General features: G+C 50.2%; 13 protein-coding genes, 1 tRNA gene and 1 riboswitch. Of the genes, 3 read left to right on the top strand and 11 right to left on the bottom strand.

Annotated elements, in window-relative coordinates:
- Positions 1–11 precede the first annotated feature (11 nt).
- Positions 12–1,028: a sulfurtransferase gene (locus TX85_RS14770; RefSeq protein WP_049894978.1), complete on the bottom strand. Its 1,017-nt coding sequence runs from the start codon at positions 1,026–1,028 to the stop codon at positions 12–14.
- A 161-nt stretch (positions 1,029–1,189) separates the two neighbouring features.
- On the opposite strand from TX85_RS14770, the gene TX85_RS14775 reads away from it, so the two are divergent.
- The gene (locus tag TX85_RS14775) at positions 1,190–2,251 is read left to right on the top strand and encodes a YVTN family beta-propeller repeat protein (RefSeq protein WP_044480279.1); all 1,062 of its coding nucleotides are present in this window, start codon (positions 1,190–1,192) and stop codon (positions 2,249–2,251) included.
- A gap of 31 nt (positions 2,252–2,282) precedes the next feature.
- Here the strand turns inward: TX85_RS14775 and TX85_RS14780 are convergent, their stop codons facing one another.
- The 8 genes from TX85_RS14780 to TX85_RS14815 form a co-directional block, all read right to left on the bottom strand.
- Positions 2,283–3,239: an EamA family transporter gene (locus TX85_RS14780; RefSeq protein WP_044480280.1), complete on the bottom strand. Its 957-nt coding sequence runs from the start codon at positions 3,237–3,239 to the stop codon at positions 2,283–2,285.
- 105 nt (positions 3,240–3,344) lie between these two features.
- Positions 3,345–3,446, bottom strand: a riboswitch (purine riboswitch).
- Positions 3,447–3,547: 101 nt separating this feature from the next.
- The gene (gene pgmB, locus TX85_RS14785) at positions 3,548–4,216 is read right to left on the bottom strand and encodes a beta-phosphoglucomutase (RefSeq protein WP_044480281.1); all 669 of its coding nucleotides are present in this window, start codon (positions 4,214–4,216) and stop codon (positions 3,548–3,550) included.
- A gap of 4 nt (positions 4,217–4,220) precedes the next feature.
- Complete coding sequence (locus TX85_RS14790) at positions 4,221–5,099, bottom strand: alpha/beta hydrolase (protein ID WP_049894979.1); 879 nt, start codon at positions 5,097–5,099, stop codon at positions 4,221–4,223.
- 15 nt (positions 5,100–5,114) lie between these two features.
- Positions 5,115–6,818 carry a glycoside hydrolase family 3 protein gene (locus TX85_RS14795; protein WP_044480282.1) on the bottom strand — a complete coding sequence of 568 codons (1,704 nt, stop codon included), beginning with the start codon at positions 6,816–6,818 and terminating at the stop codon, positions 5,115–5,117.
- A gap of 36 nt (positions 6,819–6,854) precedes the next feature.
- The gene (locus TX85_RS14800; protein WP_158297333.1) at positions 6,855–7,835 is read right to left on the bottom strand and encodes an ABC transporter permease; all 981 of its coding nucleotides are present in this window, start codon (positions 7,833–7,835) and stop codon (positions 6,855–6,857) included.
- Positions 7,836–7,902: 67 nt separating this feature from the next.
- Positions 7,903–9,057: a sugar ABC transporter substrate-binding protein gene (locus tag TX85_RS14805; protein WP_044480284.1), complete on the bottom strand. Its 1,155-nt coding sequence runs from the start codon at positions 9,055–9,057 to the stop codon at positions 7,903–7,905.
- Between the two features lie 35 nt (positions 9,058–9,092).
- Entirely contained in the window at positions 9,093–10,046 is a 954-nt protein-coding gene (locus tag TX85_RS14810) for an ABC transporter permease (RefSeq protein WP_044480286.1), read from the bottom strand.
- 21 nt (positions 10,047–10,067) lie between these two features.
- The gene (locus TX85_RS14815) at positions 10,068–11,558 is read right to left on the bottom strand and encodes a sugar ABC transporter ATP-binding protein (RefSeq protein WP_233500759.1); all 1,491 of its coding nucleotides are present in this window, start codon (positions 11,556–11,558) and stop codon (positions 10,068–10,070) included.
- Between the two features lie 688 nt (positions 11,559–12,246).
- Here TX85_RS14815 and TX85_RS14820 point away from each other — a divergent pair.
- Together TX85_RS14820 and TX85_RS14825 are read left to right on the top strand one after the other, a co-directional pair.
- Positions 12,247–14,775, top strand: coding sequence for a GH39 family glycosyl hydrolase (locus TX85_RS14820; RefSeq protein ID WP_148444371.1), 2,529 nt, complete (start codon positions 12,247–12,249; stop codon positions 14,773–14,775).
- Positions 14,768–16,900 carry a methyl-accepting chemotaxis protein gene (locus TX85_RS14825; protein WP_044480291.1) on the top strand — a complete coding sequence of 711 codons (2,133 nt, stop codon included), beginning with the start codon at positions 14,768–14,770 and terminating at the stop codon, positions 16,898–16,900. Before TX85_RS14820 ends, TX85_RS14825 begins: the two co-directional genes overlap by 8 nt.
- A 134-nt stretch (positions 16,901–17,034) precedes the next feature.
- Here the strand turns inward: TX85_RS14825 and TX85_RS14830 are convergent, their stop codons facing one another.
- Together TX85_RS14830 and TX85_RS14835 are read right to left on the bottom strand one after the other, a co-directional pair.
- Positions 17,035–17,418 carry a hypothetical protein gene (locus tag TX85_RS14830; protein WP_233500760.1) on the bottom strand — a complete coding sequence of 128 codons (384 nt, stop codon included), beginning with the start codon at positions 17,416–17,418 and terminating at the stop codon, positions 17,035–17,037.
- A 143-nt stretch (positions 17,419–17,561) separates the two neighbouring features.
- Positions 17,562–17,634: transfer RNA gene (locus TX85_RS14835), tRNA-Thr, on the bottom strand.
- Positions 17,635–17,696: the final 62 nt, after the last annotated feature.

Here is a 17,696-nt window from a genome sequence, read left to right on the forward strand (position 1 = left end):
CAACTCCTCTCTTATATTTCAATATCTGTATCCGCCGAGTTCCCCCATTCTGCCCAGGAACCTTCATAAGGTCTGATATCCGAATAGCCGAGCAGCCGAAGGGAGAAATAGGAGTGGGAACCCCGCACATTCGTCTGGCAGTATGGAATGACTGTTTTATCTTCCACAACGCCAATCGCCTCAAACTGCTGCTTCAATTGCTCATAGCTTAAAAATTTCTCCAGGCCTTCTTCGTTCTCGGCTACCGCCGTGGTCCATTCCTTGTGGACCGCTCCGGGAAGACGACCGCCTCGCTGATTTTCTCTCAAATCAGTGCCTTCATATTCCTCTGCAGAGCGTGTGTCGAGAAAGACGACATCAGCTGTACCGATCGCTTGCTCCACCTGAGCTTTTGTGGAAACGAGATTCTCGTTGGCTTTGGCTACGAAGTTGCCCTTTTCCGGCGCGGCCGGATCGATGTCGATATCGTGCCCCTCCGTCAACCATGCGGCATAGCCGCCGTTCAGCACCTTTACCTGATCCTGCAGGCCATAATATTCAAGCGTATAGAAGACGCGCGTTGCACTCAGGGCGTTGCCGTCATCATAGACGACAATCGTCGAATCCTGATTGACTCCGGCATTCTGGACGACTTCTGTATACTTATCCTCCGGCAAAATAAAGCCGGCAATCTCATTGTCAGGGTCATTCAGTTGCCCGCTGCTCAACGATACAGCTCCAGGGATATGGCCTTCCTCGTAGCCCTTAGACCGGGCATCAATGATCACTACGGCGGGATCATTCAGATGCTCCGCCACCCAGGAGACATCCGCCAACAGATGGGCGTTCGGATAATCAGAAGGAGATTGCGTTCCCTCATCACTATCCTTCACCTGGCTGTCATTTGTGCGGGAAGCATTCACGGCGCTTGAGTTCGTGTCTTTTGCCACAGAATTTCCGCCGCTGTTGCAAGCCGTCAGGACCAGAATAAATGAAAATACAAGCAGAGCTAAGCTTGTATAGCGACGGTTAGTGTTAGTTTTATTCATGTAGCCTCTCTCCTTTTACTTTAAAATTTTGTATTTCAAGCTTGATTTAACTTGATTTGAAACATATACTAGCATTATTCCTATCGAATAACAATGATTATTTTCAGTGAACTATTTTTAACGATTGTACAATGAGTTTTATACACAAGGAGAGTATAATTATGCAGATTGGACGGGCTTCAAATATGGGCCGGAAATGGCTGATTTATTGGAGTGTATTAGCGTTGTTTAGCGCCATCCTTACGTCTTGCGCACTGGAGACGAAAGAAGAGGCTGAAAAGAGGTTGAGGGACACTGGATCAGCAGGAAAGCTGACATCCGTACAGTTCTATGTTCCTGTGGAGAATGAGAATAAAGTTGCTATCGTAGATATAGCTGATGCCTCTGTCGTTGGAGAGATTGAGGTTGGCGAAGGACCGATGAATACGGTCTTTTCCAGTACTATGCGGCAGGCCTATGTGACCAACCATCTGAGCAGTACGGTTTCCTTTATCGACACGATGAATTTGAAGCAGACGGCAGAGGTAGAAGTCGGACCCATGCCTCACGGGCTCGTATTGTCACCGGATAACAAGACTCTCTATGTCGCTACGGTGGCCGACCAATATCTTTACGTTCTGGATACCCAGAAGGCAGAAGTCACGCAAACCATCGACATGGGAGAAGGCGCCAAGACAAACTATATTGCCTCTTATGGCAAAACGATTTATGTCAGCGACCATGAAAATGACAAGGTTTATATCGTCGATATGACGACAAACTCCTTGGAGCGAACCCTTTCTACAGGAAGCCTGCCCCGCGCAGTCAAAGTGTCTGGCGATGGCAGCAAGCTCTTTGTTCCGACCGCGAATGACGGCAATCTGGAAATCTATGATACGGCTACGGGAGAGCTGCTTCAGGTCATAGCCGCTGTGGAAGGAGCAACGGATATCGTCATTACAGAAGACGAATCTGTAGCAGTAATCAGCGGTGTGGAGGGAAATGCAATAGCCTTCCTCGATTTGAAGGAAGGCCAGGCGCTTGCTATTATAGAAGACCTGCCGGGAGCCAAGCATCTGGCCTTCAACCGACTGGAGAGCAGGGTTTATGTTACATTAAGCGAATCCGATGAAGTCGCTGTGATTGATATGGAAAGCCGCAAGGTGGAGTACAAGCTTGAAGTAGGCGTACGCCCGCACGGCATTCAGTTAAAGGCGCTTCCCGGCATTGGCGGCAGCTGCTGATATCGGAGGGGCCATTAAGCCCCCTCCCGCTTTATTCGGTCTGCCAAATGCGCGCTCCCCGTCTTAACTTCAGGCGCTTGTAAAGCTCTGGCAGCGCGACCCCGAGCAGCACCAGCAGGACCCCGAACCACTGGATCAGGCTGACATGCTCATGCAGCACAACACTGGATAGCATTACCGCAACCGGCAGCTCTGAGGCGCCAAGGATGGCGGCCATACCCTCTCCGGTATGAGGAACACTGATGGCGAACAGCAGCGGCGGCAGGAAGGCGCCGAGCAGACCCAGGAAGAAGCCGTAAGGAAGCAGACCCGAGAACAGGGTTCCATCAAACAGGAATGTCGGCGGAAATAAGATAAATACAAGCACCATACCGCCGCTGATCATCCAGCCGCTGCGGTACACCGGATTGGCATTCGGAACGGCCTTTCCGCTTAACAGAACGAATAAAGAGTAGCTGACGGCTGCCAGAAGTCCGAATACGATCCCCCGCCAGTCATATCCCCCATCCATGCCCCGCTCAAAGACACCTGCTGCAAGCAGGGTTCCAACGAACAGAACGAGCAAGGTGAACATGACGATTTTTTGCGGGCGTTTGCGCTGAATCATCGTCTGAATAAGCACGCCCATCCAGGTGAACTGGAACAGCAGCACGATAGCGAGTGAATTCTCAATATAATGCAGAGATTGATAATATAATAGCCCGGTTACCGCCGTGGGAGCACCGGCTGCAAGCAGAATCAACCGCTTCTTCCACGTTAATGCTTCTGTAGTACGCTGAACCGCCGTATTTGAAGCAGCCCGGCTTCCTAATCGTTTCTCTCTTAACTTGACGACCAAGACAAGCAGCCAGATCAGAACAAATCCGGTCAAAAGCTGACTTCCCACAACCTCACCAAGCGAATATCCTTGCCCATAAGCCTTGGTGACAATCGTTGACAGCACGCCATAACTGATTGCCCCTAATAATAAAAGCAGTTTATTTTTCATTACCTGTTTTGTCCTCCTTGATGACATAATGGCATAAGTCTCTCCGACCAAGAGATAAGGCTGGACACAAAAAAACTTCCTTACACGGAATATTGATCGTCCATCGCTTCTCGATCAGATATTCGTAGTAAGGAAGTATAGGCTTCCTGTAGAGACCCCCGCCCCTATCTTTGGCAGAGTTATACGAATGAAAATTGTTATGCTTAGCTTTCAAACCAGCACGTCATATTATGCAACAAGTATCAGCGCTAGTCAAGCGGTTGGTATAATTATCATTCGCCTTCCGGGCCATTTAGTAAACAAACCGATTACGTAATGTTCAAATAAGCCTTCAATATTTCGTCCAGCTTGAGCCGAGAGGTATCCGGCACCAAATAATTCGCTTCATGCAGAAATGCCGGTGCGCCCACCCCTACCGAGAACATTCCGGCTTGATTGATCGCCTCGATCCCCGCCTCGGAATCCTCTACGCCGATGCAAGCCGCATAAGGAACACCCAGAACATCGGCGGCATTCAGGAAAGTCTCCGGATGAGGCTTGCCAAAGGCAATGCGCCCAGGGTCCACAATATACTCGAACGCTTCGGTAAGTCCCAGCTTGTCCAGGACGAAGGTCGCATTCTTACTGGCCGATCCCAGAGCGATTCGCAGCTTGCTTGCCTGAATCGCCTCAATCAGTTCCGTAATTCCGGGAAGGATATCGCTGGGGCGAATCGCTTCAATTAGCTCACGGTAATGATTATTTTTTCGAGTCGCCAACTGCTCCTTCTCCGCATCGGACAGGCTTAGGGGACGCGGGCTGGCGGACAGAATCCGTTCCAGCGATTCCAGCCGGCTCACTCCCTTGAGCTGCTCGTTCAGTTCCCTGTCCACGGGAATGCCAAGCTCTTCTCCAATTTGCTTCCAGGCCAAATAATGAAATTCGGCGGTATCCGTAATGACTCCGTCCAAATCGAAGATAAAGGCTTGCGGCTGCATTTTGTTACCTCCCTCTTCCTTGCTCAAGCCATTTCCGGCTTAGCTCCACCCAGGCTCCCAGGCTTAGTTCTTTCACTTGGTCCTCGGGCTTAACGGTGGCATCGCCAAGTGACATGCCGTGAGGTCCCTTCTCGAACAGATGCAATTCACAAGGCACTTGATGCTCATGGAGCTTAGTGGCGAGTCCGAGCAGATCTGTTGGCAGAATCACCGTATCCTCATAGGTTCCCCAGATAAAGGTGCGAGGAGTGTCGCCATTTACAAGGGGTAGAAGATTAAGTGACTGCTCCTCTGCCTCAGTGAGATTCTCCTTGCCCATCAGGATTTCCCGAATATTCGGGCCGCGGAAATCCGGCATCAGTCCCTTGTCCATCAGCTCGATGAGGAAGGGAGGAGTCTCTGTCGAACGCGGCTCCAAGGTGACCGCGGGATAACCCAGAATCAACTGGTTGGGCTTGATCTGCTCCGAAGTCAACCCAATTTCTTCCGTGATCATCACATTATGGTAGTGAACCCCCAGGCTCAGGGCCAAATTGCCCCCGGCCGAGAAGCCGGCCACGGTAATATCATTCGTATCCACCCGCCACTCGCCAGCCCGCGTCCGGATGATGGACATCGCTTGAGCCAACTCGCGCAAGGCGGTTGGGAACGGATTGTCAATTTTAACCGAATACGTCAGGACAAAGGCATGGTAGCCCATTCTGGCAAATGCCAGCGCCACCGGCTCTCCCTCATTTTGAGAGATGAAGGCATAACCTCCCCCGGGGCAGATCAGAATGGCCGGACGAAGCAAGCCTTTCCGGTCATACTCCCCGTCCTGCTGCACGTAAGTCGTCAAGGTTGCTGAGGAATGTTCAAACAGCTGTATCGTTTCATGAATCACATGAGTTCCTTCTTTCTATAATCGAGTATCCCATTTTCCGCAGAATGGATCTACAGGACTCTTGCCCTTGAATGCCGACTTCCCTGTCAGCTTGCGAACCAGCAAAGGCAAAGTATAATCGTTAACTCCGTAGGTATTAATAAAGGTCTTGACCCGAGGAACATCCAGCAGATGATATGGATTCTCTGTCGAAATAAAGATCGTCGGGATGGACTGCATATAGATCGGCACATTAATCCCCATCGGGTTAATCCATTCAATGCGCACGGCGGTCTGGTTCGATTTGGTCGCCAGATTGCACAGGTAGAGGATCAAATCGTAGCGATCCTGCATGTCCTGGAACGAACCTTGAAGTCCTTCGTAAATGCCGCTGGGCTCGAAGCGCGTCACCTCAAAGCCCTCCGCTTCCAATAATGGAATGAATGAAGCGGCCAGTCCGCTTGATTTGTTGTAGCCCAGGGCATTGGCTTCACTTTCGATATCATAGAGCAATACACGCTTGAAGCGCTGGCTGGTGATAGGCAATACGCCCTGCTCCTCCTTCACGAGCGTGATGGATCGATCAGCCACCTGCTCGGCGATATTCAAATGGCGCTCATGTCTAAGTGTGTTCTCCGCCGTTTCCGGCGAGGGGATATTATTGGACTTATGCAGAGCTAGCGAGGCCTTCAACCCGAGAATACGCAGCACCGCTTCATCCAGTCTCTCCGCTGACAGCAGGCCATTCTCCAGCCCCTGCTTCATGAAGGCAACGTCCTCGTCCAGATTCTTGGTGAACAGGAACATGTCGCACCCGTTCTCAATCGAGCGCGGAACCAATTCATTTCTCGGCATCGGGATATTCATCCCCGCCATGGTGGTGGCATCGGTCAAGATCAGGCCATTGAAGCCGAGCTGATCCCGAAGCAATCCAAAGAGCAGTTCCTTGGCCAGCGAAGCCGGCAATATTTCCTCGTCCTTCAGCGATGGATCAAGCTTCTTGGAGTATTCGGGCAACGCGATGTGCCCGATCATGACCGTCTTGGCTCCCTCGTCAATCAAATGACGGTAGATGCTGCCGAAGCTGCGGTCCCATTCCTCTGTAGTTAGTGTATTGACGGAGGTCACAAGATGCTGATCCCGTTCGTCTACACCATCCCCGGGGAAATGCTTGATCGAGGTCGCTATCCCCTGCTCCTGGGCTCCCCGGACATAGGCAGCACCCATAGTTTTTACCCGCTCCGGGTCACTGCCAAAGGTTCGGGTATTGGTAATCGGATTGCGGAAGTTATAATCCACGTCGACCACAGGGGCAAACGCATAATTGGCGCCAACGCTCTTCCCTTCCAGGGCACAGATTTCTCCAAGTTCGTAAGCCATCTGAGGATCGTCGGTTGCGGCAACTGCCATGTTGGAGCCAATCTTCGTCCCATCCTTGGTAATGCCTTGTCCTCCGGCCTCCAGATTGGCTGCGATCAACAGCGGAATTCTGGCGGCAGATTGCAAGGTAGAGACGGTGGCCATCACACTCTCCTTGTCCATCGAACGGCACATCAACCCTCCTATGCCAAGCTCTCCCGCCAGCCGGGTCAGAAATGGCTCGTCCTGCTTATATCCAACCATGAAGAACAACTGTCCGATCTTCTCATGGGTTGTCAGCCCCTCGAAGGTAGATGTCACCCATTGCATATCCTCATCCTGTAAATTAAACGGCTTCTGCCGCAGCAAATTGATGTCCATTGGCTTATCTCTCTCCTCTCCAGATGCTCGTTCTCTCTATGCGCTTGCTTTTCTCCCTGCCTTGGTTCGGTTAAGATAGGTGCGAATGCGCTCCTGATTAGTCGTATAGGCCATGAAGACCACAATGAACACCCCGATAACCACGGTTTGCAGGGAACTGTTGATGCCCATAACAACCATCCCGTAGGACAAGGCATTCATCCCCAGCGCCCCTGCAAAAATGCCCAACGGCAAGTTCGTGAATTGCGCAAGGTGCAGACCCATCAATACCGGAGCCATGGAAGAGAACATCAAGGCGGTGGAGCTGAGATTTCCGGCTGGCGATACTAAGACGGTGGAGGCGTTGATAACAGCCGAGATGCCAAGAAGACCCCCCACGACCAGATAGGTCAGCAGAATATTCTTCTTCTCCTTCACGCCCATGTTGACCGCAAGCCTCGGATTGGCGGACAACGATCTCGTATCATAGCCGAATTTGGTGTGACCTAGAAGGTAATAGAACGACACCATCACCACGGCCAGCAGGATATAGATCCATGGGGATCTGGCAAAGATCGTCAGGTTGGCATGCATGAATAGCTGTGTCCCCGAGCCCCCGTAGACCACGCCGGATATCGCTTCATACATCATCACCACGCCAAGCGAGACAATGATGGTAGGCACCCGGATCCACACATAAAGGAGCCCTTCAAATAAACTCAGCAAAATGGCAACCGCCATTGTAATTGCAAGCAGCATCACCGGACCCAGCCCCAGGTCAATTGTCAAATTACTGCCAATGATGCCGGCAAGCATGATAATGATCCCTGGCGCAAAGTCCCATCTCCCTCCAGATAGAGGCAAGGCAATCGCGTAAGCCGTAATTGTTGTCAGCACACTGCCCCGCACAATCCGGTCGAAGGCACCGAAGGATACATACCCTGTCTTGCTCATGAGCAGGGTTATAATCAGAATGCTGAGATACACAGCAATCGGAAACATGAACGTCTTCAGCAGATTCACTGCCCATTTCAACATTGAGGCTTGCATAGTTTCACTCCAATATCCGCTTGCCCGTCAGACTTCTTTCCCAAGCAAGCAAGGTTTAATTTCTAGCCGCCTTAATCTCGGCAAGCGTACGGTTCGTCAACTCCTGCAACGATTCCCAAGTGGCTGCGTCATTGTACGTCAGCATGACGTTCTTCAATTCCTCTGCCGTCACAGGACCTTGAGAATAGTCTTCAGGAATCACGTATTTCTTGAAATCCTGTACCTCTTCGATTGAAGTCATGGTGACATAACTGATATAGCCATTGGCCTTCCAATCCGTATACGTCTTGCCACTCAGCCGATCATAGAGCTGGGCGAAGGAGTTAGCGATAAGCTGACCATAATTGTTTGTTCCGGCCATCAGCACCTTGCCGCTGGCAAAGCCATCCTCCGTGCTGTCGTTATAACCAAGCGCCAGCATAGGAATATCCGGCTTCGTGCTGTTAAGAATAGCTGGGTACACATAATCCATACCTGAGCCCAAGCCTACAATGGCATCGACCTCGGGATGATCGGAGATCACCTTGGTCACGGCATCGGCCGCATTTTCCGGAGCAAAGGAGTGGAATTCTGTCGGATACACAGTCACTTCTCCTTGCGTATCCAATTCGCTCATCTTATCCGTAAAGCCCTTGATAATGGCTGGAGCATCGACAAAGGCAAATTCCAGGAACGACGTCATGCCGATATGCTTCGCACCGGAAGCATAAGCTTGTTCCGCATACTTGGCACCCAGTTCCTCAGGATTCTCGCCAAATTGCTTGATCCCGCCGACAAAATAATCACCGGATACGTTCTCGTCCACCTCACCCAGAGCAACGGCATAATATACACCCGCTTCTTCCGTCAGGCTGACGCTTTGCTCCAGCGCGGTATCATAACCGCTAATGATCGCATCCACGCCGGAGGCAAGCAGGTTCTCCAGACCGCTGATATGACCTTCTTCACTAGGCCCTACAGTTGCAAAGTTGAATTTCACATTGAAATTCTTCTCCAGATAGGAGCAGTAGGCTTTAATTTGCTGTCCTTGAATATCGGTATAATTGTAGAGCATGACTCCAATGGTATAATTGTCTTTCGCCTTGCCGCCTTCATTGCCGTTTGCACTATTGCTGTTCGCACTATTACCGTTTCCGCCGCAGCCGGACAGAACCACACTGAACAGAAGCATCAACGCTGCCAAAGAGATGATCCACTGTTTTCTTTTCATCTGAATGTACCCCTTTTCTCATCTATTATTGTTGTTTATCTCGGCATGACCTCAGTGGCCGGTCTCCGCAGAAGCAGGAACACGACAGCGAGGAAAATCACACCCTTCACCAGCGATACCACCTCAGGCGGAACGCCCACCATCACCAAGCCGTTGTTCAGCAATACTAATGTAATGCTCCCCACGAAGGCCGAGCTCATTCTGGAGCGGCTGCCCCCGTTGAGCGCCATGCCGCCAAGGATCAGCGCGACGATAACATCCATCTCCAGCCCCATCCCGGTATTCTCGCTAATGACCGCTGAACGGGACAAGGAGAGAACGGAAGCGAAGCCCACCAGAATACCTGCCAGCAGATAGGCAATCACCTTGGTTCTTTTTACTCGCACACCGCTCTGTGACGCGGCCAGCGGGTTATCGCCAATCGCTTTGTTTTGCTTGCCCATTTTCGTCAAATGGAACAATACATAACCAACCACGCCAACCAGCACGATAATGGTCACAATCAGGGGCATATTTCTTCCCAATTCCCTTAATGGCTTGGCATCCTCCAGAGCAATTTTGGTCACAGAGGTTGACACCTGATAGGTGACGATCCCTCGGGATACAATCATGATCGCTAGTGAAGCAATCGCGGCCATGAGGCCAAACTGGTTGGCAATCAGCACATTGACCATATAACAGATGACCGATACCAATACAGCCACCAGAATGCCTAGCGCAAGCGGCGCGCCTGCGTTCATCGTGTAGATAGCCGCCATCGAGCTTAACGCCAGCACCGCCCCTACGGAAATATCCATCCCGCCATGCGAGAAGATGAAGATCATGCCCACCGTTATCGTAAATAAAATGACCAGCTGCTTGAGTATTGTTCGAACGTTGAACTCAGATAACAGAGCTCCATCTGTCATGAGCGTAAACACAAGCAATACGAGCGCCAGTCCGGCATACTGGATCAGCGTATGTTGATGCTTTTTGAAAAATAGTTTCATGGTTGTTTCTCACCGCCTTGCCTAAATCATGTAGTCGATCAGCATAGATTCGCTTAAATGCTCGTCCCGCCGGAATTCCTTATTGATTTTCCCGTCCTTCATCATCAGAATCCGGTCGCTCATCCCGATTAATTCGGGGAGCTCCTCCGAGATAATCAAGATCGCATAGCCCTGCTGCTTCAGCGAGTAGAGCAGTTGATACATCGTCGTCTTCACGCCAACGTCAACGCCGCGGGTTGGACTGTCGAGGATCAGAATTTTGGAATCGTTGCCGATCCATTTACCGAAAGACACCTTTTGTTTGTTGCCCCCCGACAATTCCCCTACCCGCTGATTCATCCCGCTGGCCTTGATATTCAGCCCCTCGATCTGCTTACGGGCGGACTTCTTCTCCGCTCCAGGCAAGACGAGACCGAATTGAGTCAGCTTCCCGAGAGCCGACAGTACGAGGTTCTCTTTGATTGAGGCTTCCATGATCAAGGTCTCCCGGTCCCGGTCCTTGGACACGTATCCGACCCGGTTGGCAATCGCAGTCTGAACATTTCTTACCTTGTTGGGATATAGCTCTCCCCCGGCCTGCTTCCCGTACCCGTATACGATAACCTCCCCCTGATCGGGCTTGAGCTCACCGAAAATGACCTTCCCTACCTCATGCATACCGCTGCCGGACAATCCGCCGATTCCGAGAATCTCACCTTGATACAGATCAAGATGAATATCGTGAAGCATGTCCGTATGAACGCCCTTCACTTGAATCATGGCCTGCTCTCCACGCGAAGCAACATCATCACTTCGATAGTAGTCCCCCTCGATCACTCTGCCGACCATAGACTGCTTGATATGATTCTCTTCAAAGTCTTCGCGGTCAATTGTCGTAATTAAATCACCGTCCCGCATGATCGTCAGCGCATCGCAGACCTCCATTAACTCGGGAAGGTCATGGGAGATAAATAAGACTGCTTTATTAAGATCACGCAGCTTGTGCATCAACCGATGAATCAGAAGTCTTCCGTCATGCGACAATGCGGTGGTCGTCTCGTCTACAATGAACAATTCCGGCTCGTGATATAACGCTCTCGCAATTTCGATCAGCTTCCGCTGCTCGAAGTTCAAGGTGAAGGCGGGCTTCGTTACATCTACCGGACCAAACTCAACAAGCTCCAGCGCCTTCTCCGCTTCCTCAAGCATTCGCTTGCGATCCACAAAGCCTCTGCGCAGGAAACGATCCTCATCTCCCAGAAAGATGTTCTCCGCAATGGATAAAGGACCAATGGTTCCGGTCTCCTGCACAATCATGGAGATTTTTCTGGCCCGGGCATCCAGCGGGTTCCTGGGAGCATAAGGCTCACCCTCGACATAGATGTCCCCATCCGTCTTCGGCAGCAAGCCGCTGATCATGGCAGAGATCGTTGATTTACCGGAACCGTTCTCACCGATCAGCCCGCGAATCTCCCCGCGATAAATCTTCATGCTCACCTTGTTCACGGCCAAAACCTCATTAAATCTCTTCACGATGTTTCTGGTTTCTAAAAAAACGGGTTTGTCCATGTCAACCTTCCTTCAAGTACGTGTTGTTCAAAAAGTCGTGTTTTCAGGACCAAGAAGGTTGGATGAAGCTAGGGACTGAGGAGCGGAGCGTACGTAGTGGGTACGTGAGCACCTCAAATGTTTCTGAAAGAAACATACTCCGAAAGCATACGCTTGTCCCGGGTGAATTCAAGATTCGATGTCGAATCCACTTCTTGAACAGCTTCGTCCTGGGAAGACGACTTTTTGAACATCCTTTTAATTGATATCGCTTACTTCCCGTGGCCCCAGTGTAACATGATTGAGAATGAGCGATAACTGCTTCTTTTATCTTCATTAGGGCAATAATTTAACCAATCATAATCGCCAAATCCTAGAAATGCTGACACAAAGTTAAAAATCTCCCCCTTATGAGAGCCGCAGACAACAAAAAAGCACACTTTCTGCTGAAAGCGTCCCAAATCTAGTTTCCAAGGATCCTATATCCTGGGAAACTAAATATCTTAGCATAGGAGGGGTTAAAATTTAACTGTACTTTTTATCATTCATAGAGCAAATATTTAACCTAAATCCCCATTTTCCAACATTTCACTCTTTAGTATTGTGGATTGAATTAATATTTAGTACACTCTGGAAAAAGCATGGAATTAACAAACCAACCATCAAGGAGTGCTTGAGCTTGGAATTTCGCCATGAGATTATCAACTTCCCGAAAAAGCTGCCCATCAAATTTTTCCTGCACCGGATCGGCAATGTTAGCCGACATTGGCATCAGTCCTTAGAGCTTATTGTAACCATGAAAGGACAGGTCGATATCAATGTCAATAATGTCTCCTATCAGCTAGGCGCCGGAGATCTGATTCTCATTAACTCCAACGAGGTGCATGAGCTGCATTCCGAGGACGCGACCATGGTTGCCTTGCAAATCAAGCTTGAGCTGCTCAAGGAAGTGGTCGTGGATCTCAAGAAGATGTACTTTGACTGCAATACGGCCAAGACGAACCAACCCGAAATGTTCAGGAACATCAAACGGATCGTCGCTCAAATCCTCCAGCATAACATCAATGCTTCAGAGTTTATTGATCTCAAGAATGCCTCCCTCGTCTATGAATTGATATACGAGCTATGCACCCATTTCAGCAGCGAGGAACAGGGAGGCACCCGCCAGCCCAAGGAAGCCCTGGATCGGCTGCGCCGCATTCTGGATTATGTGAACAGTCATTACAATGAACCGTTGTCCTTGCAAGAGGTGGCAAAGCAAGAATTTTTGTCCGTTCCTTATTTGTCCAAGTATTTCAAGAAGAAGCTTGGTTTATCTTTCAGTGAGTATTTAAAGGACCTGCGCCTGCACTATGCGGTGAACGATTTGTTGAATGAGTCTTTGACAATCGACAAGATTGCCGCCAAGAACGGCTTTCCCAATGTACGTTCCTTCGTGACGGCCTTCAGCGAGAAATACGGAGAGCTTCCTAGCATATGGCGCAAGAAGCATGCGGAAGAAGTATCGGGAAGCATCGAGACGACCAAGGAGAAGTCCGTCAATTATTATCAGGACGAGCCCCACTCCTATCATGAGGAAATCTCCCTGTTCATCGAGAATAATTTGGGGGAGCCCTTGGTCGCAGCACCACCACAGACTTATTTGCAGCAGCTCTCCACCATATGCCAGGTTGATGTGAACAAGCCGACCGTAGAGCTGAAGCACCACTTCAAGAACTTCATCGGCGTGAGCCGGGTGAAGGAAGTGCTATTTGCCGATGTCCAGGAAGCCTTGCGTACGGCGCAGCAGGAAATCGGGTTCCGTTATATCAAGATGCATGGGCTATTGGATGATGATCTTATGGTGTACGGCGAGGATTCTGAGGGGAAGGCCATCTATAATTTCCGACTCATCGACAAGGCGTTCGATTTTCTGCTGTCCGTTGGACTGAAGCCGTTGGTCCAATTTTCATTCATGCCCGGCAAGCTGGCCAGCGATTTGTCCAAAACCGTCTTCTATGCCAACATGAACACCAGTCCGCCCAAGGATATGGACAAGTGGAACCGTCTGGTCGAGACGCTGACGCGGCACTTGATCGGACGATACGGCATCAGGGAGGTGCGAAGCTGGATGTTCTGCGTATGGAACGAGCCCAGCTCGTCCAATCTGCTATTTGGCTTTAAGCAGGACGAGACGTTCTTCTCCCTCTACAAGAATACCTACGATACGGTGAAGAGCATCGACCCGCTGCTATCCTTCGGCGGACCTGCCGCATTCTCGACCTACAACAAAAGCGAGGATTGGCTGTTCTCTTTCCTGTCCTTCAGCCGGGATCATGCCTGTCTACCCGACTTTATCACCGTCCATTATTACGATATCGACCTTGTGCCGCAGAACAACCATCTCAGCATGGACAAGCAGCTTAATCTCAGCCCGGTGACCGATTCCTTCCAGCAATTCATCGATCGGCTTCAGGAGCGGCTTCTGGAAGAGAGCTTGTCCGATCTGCCGGTATATATGACGGAGTGGAACTCCACCGTATCTCACAAGGACTTGATGAGCGATACCTGCTTCAAATCCTCCTATGTGATTAAAAATATTACTGAAAACTATGATCGCCTGGACTCCTTCGGCTACTGGCTCCTGACCGACATGCACGAAGAGAACCGGTTGCCGCAGCAATTGTTCCATGGCGGGCTGGGCTTATTTACGTATAACAACATCAAGAAGCCGGCCTATCATGCCTTCTGCTTCTTGAATCGGCTTGGGGATGAGCTGGTAGATCGGGGAGAGGGCTATTTCATCGCCCGGCAAGGGAGGAATTACCAAATTCTGCTGCATAACTACCACCATTATGATGATATTTACGCCAATGGCATCTCAATCAGCATCTCGCACAAGGAGCGTTACTCGCATTTTCCCAACAAAACCAAACGAGAGCTTCGGCTGGAGCTTGCCCCCTTGGCCGGACATTACGAGATCAAGCATTCTATCGTCAACCGCAGCTACGGCAGCGCGTATGATAACGCCTTGAATCTGGGTCAGGCCGCCGATTGGTCCGCTACCGATGTAGATTACTTGCGCCAAATATCCATTCCCAGGATTGAAAAAGAACTGTGCTTCACCAGCGACATATTAACGATCCACACGGTGTTGGAGCCCTTCGAAATCCGCTTGATCGAAATTTCCGAAATTTATGAGGGGGAGACCATCCATGTTTAAATGGTTTAGAAATCAGAAGGTGATCGTCAAGTTCATCGCCTTATCTACTGTGATTCTCGTGGCTGCTTTTACTGTTCTGATTAGCTGGAACTTGACGCTGCTAAATAAAGTGAGTATGGATCTAGGGATGCTGGAGGCCCAGAATACAGGACAAAATTTCGCGGATAATCATACCAAAATTGTGCAAAACACTGTGGCCTCACTGGCATCCTTACGTTCCACCTTTCTTGATGAGGTGTCCCAAGGGAATCCTGATCGCCAGCGAATGGTTCGCCTTCTTGGAAGTCTGTTGAACGATAACGACTCCGTCAGTTCTATATTTACGGTTTGGGAGCCGAACGCTTACGGCAAGGATCTGGACTATACCGCCGACCCGCTGTATGCCGTGAACGGTGGCCGGATGGCAACCCTCGCCATTCGGTTCGATGATGGGCAGATCATGCCTGTCCCCTTCGGCGGCCTGGATACCTTTACCGCCTATGAGCAAGCCAAATCAGAAAAGCAAGCCATCGTCATGGAGCCTTATAATGCCTCCACCGAGGATGGCAATTCCGAACTGCTCACGATGATCGTATTGCCGGTTCTGGATCAGGACGGGCAATTTCTTGGCGTGATCGGGGGCGCCTTCCTTCTCGATACATTTCAGCAATCGGCGGAGCAAGAGCACCCGCTTGGCGGCAATGTCTCTTTGCTGTCCCAAGGGGGGCTATACATAGCCAATGGAGAGAATGCGGAAGATGCCGGGAATTCCTTCCTCGCTTCCGAACATAACCATCAGGTATTCGAAAAGGTACAGCAGGGACAATTGGTTCATCAAAGTATAGATGCCAGCGGCGCGGCGATCATCCGGGCGTTCAAGCCCATTCCTATTATCGATGATGAGTTATGGTATGTGCAGACGGCAATTCCTAAATCCGAAATTTTAAAAGCCTATACCGCTAACCGAAATGAATCTGTGGTTATCGGGATTGTAGCTCTGCTACTGCTGGGAGCAGGCATTTGGCTGCTGGCCCGGATCATCGTCATCAGTAATATTCAGCGGATGGTTCATGCCTTGCAGGGCATGGCTAAGGGAGATTTGACCCAAACCGTGGATATCCGGGCCAAAGATGAATTTGGCCAAATGGCGGTTCATCTGAATGAGGCCTCCACCAACCTGCGGCACATGCTGAAACAAACCTCGGAAATCGCCCTCACCGTGAGCGCGACCTCCGAGCAATTGACTTCCAGCGCAGAGCAGACCGCGCTGGCCGCCCAGACGATATCCGCATCCATGGAGGTGGCGGCAGAGGGAATGCAGGAGCAGCATAGCGAGGCCTCCCAGGCCGCCAGCATGATGCAGGAGATGACGGAAAGCGTCGGGCGAGTCTCTACCTCGGCCGAAGCCGTATCGGCATCCGCCGAGGATGTTATCAGTCAAACCGAGCACGGGAATCAGGTTGTACAACGAGCCGTTGGAGAGATGAACATGATCTCCGCCTCTATGGAAGCTTCCAATGAAGCCATGAAGCGGCTCGGGATGCGCTCCGGCGAGATAGAATCGTTGGTCGGATTGATCTCCGGTATCTCCAACCAGACGAAAATTCTCGCCCTGAATGCCTCCGTCGAGGCCGCCCGTGCCGGGGAGCAAGGCCGAGGCTTCGCCGTAGTCGCTGCGGAAATCCGCAAATTGGCGGAGCAGACGAAGGATGCCGCTGACCTGGTACAAGCTGGGATTTCCGAGATCAGTGCCGATACCGAACAAGCAGAGCAATTGATCGACCGCACTGCGCTTGAGGTTGAGAAGGGACTGATCAGCGTCACAGAAAGCGGGCGGCTATTCTCCTCGATCATGGAAGAGATGAAGCTCGTCGGTATTCGTGCTCAGGAGGTATCGTCCGAGGTGCATGACATGTCGACAGGTGCCCTCCGTGTGGCCGAAGCCGTTGAACTGGTGTCCGGCATTACAGAGAAATCGACGTCCCAAACGGCGCAAGCAGCAGCCGCTTCCGAGCAGCAGCTATCCACGATGCAAGAAATCTCGGCGGCTGCGGCTCATCTCAGCACGCTTGTTCAAGAGCTGACGGACAAGATGGCTCTTTTCAAAAGTGTAAAACAAATAGCCGAGCGAGCCTTGGTCCAGTGAATAAGGGACCAAGGCTCGCTTGGCTTTGTATGGAGGAAAAGGGAATCCCCTATTTTGTTCCCTAAATCAAATTCAATTCGGTGGCTGAATGGGCTTCTTTTGTAACATCTCTTCAATTGCCTATTCAGTCTTACCTATTTAAGAAAATACTTGTTTCTGACAAGCACCAACAAAATTTCAGGCAATAATACCACAAATACAAATGCGACTATGATAAACGGCAGGGAGGAAATAAATATTTCTGCCCCGTCCCCTTCCCTAGATCGCTCAATAAATAACCACCAAATAGGAACTGAGGTAATCCACATAAGAAGTGTCGAAAAAAATAAATACCTCAAATTTCCCCACAACAAACAAAAGCCGATTGAAACAATAGCAGGTAATAACCATGAATGAAGTAATGGAGCTAAGTTTAGTATCAGAAATACTACTATCGGATAGAGAAGGGAAATACTTATTTGAATTTTTTTACTTTTATATATTTTCAAATTAGTCCCATCTCCCATTAGATCATCCATATATTATAGTTATACCTTGTTATAGTGTTCACTTCCATATTATCACTTTTTATACCTTCATCAATCGGTCGTTTCGATAATTCAACAAAAAACGCAGCCCCCGAAAACCTCCGGAAGCCGCGTCACGCTTGCATTATCAAGTATGCTGGTGAAGGGATTCGAACCCCCGACCTACGCATTACGAATGCGTTGCTCTACCAGCTGAGCTACACCAGCGTTTCACTAAAAGTGAACGAAAATTATTATAACTCGTTTTTAGAATTTTGCAAGCCTCAAAA

The sequence above is a fragment of the Paenibacillus antibioticophila genome, assembly GCF_000455265.1.
Lineage (GTDB): Bacteria > Bacillota > Bacilli > Paenibacillales > Paenibacillaceae > Fontibacillus > Fontibacillus antibioticophila.

Coding starts and splice junctions, on each gene's coding strand:
- TX85_RS14810 (WP_044480286.1), bottom strand. CDS start 10,046: ATGAAACTATTTTTCAAAAAGCATCAACATACGCTGATCCAGTATGCC.
- TX85_RS14780 (WP_044480280.1), bottom strand. CDS start 3,239: ATGAAAAATAAACTGCTTTTATTATTAGGGGCAATCAGTTATGGCGTG.
- TX85_RS14830 (WP_233500760.1), bottom strand. CDS start 17,418: ATGGATGATCTAATGGGAGATGGGACTAATTTGAAAATATATAAAAGT.
- TX85_RS14800 (WP_158297333.1), bottom strand. CDS start 7,835: ATGTTGAAATGGGCAGTGAATCTGCTGAAGACGTTCATGTTTCCGATT.
- TX85_RS14770 (WP_049894978.1), bottom strand. CDS start 1,028: ATGAATAAAACTAACACTAACCGTCGCTATACAAGCTTAGCTCTGCTT.
- TX85_RS14825 (WP_044480291.1), top strand. CDS start 14,768: ATGTTTAAATGGTTTAGAAATCAGAAGGTGATCGTCAAGTTCATCGCC.
- TX85_RS14775 (WP_044480279.1), top strand. CDS start 1,190: ATGCAGATTGGACGGGCTTCAAATATGGGCCGGAAATGGCTGATTTAT.
- TX85_RS14795 (WP_044480282.1), bottom strand. CDS start 6,818: ATGGACATCAATTTGCTGCGGCAGAAGCCGTTTAATTTACAGGATGAG.
- TX85_RS14805 (WP_044480284.1), bottom strand. CDS start 9,057: ATGAAAAGAAAACAGTGGATCATCTCTTTGGCAGCGTTGATGCTTCTG.
- pgmB (WP_044480281.1), bottom strand. CDS start 4,216: ATGCAGCCGCAAGCCTTTATCTTCGATTTGGACGGAGTCATTACGGAT.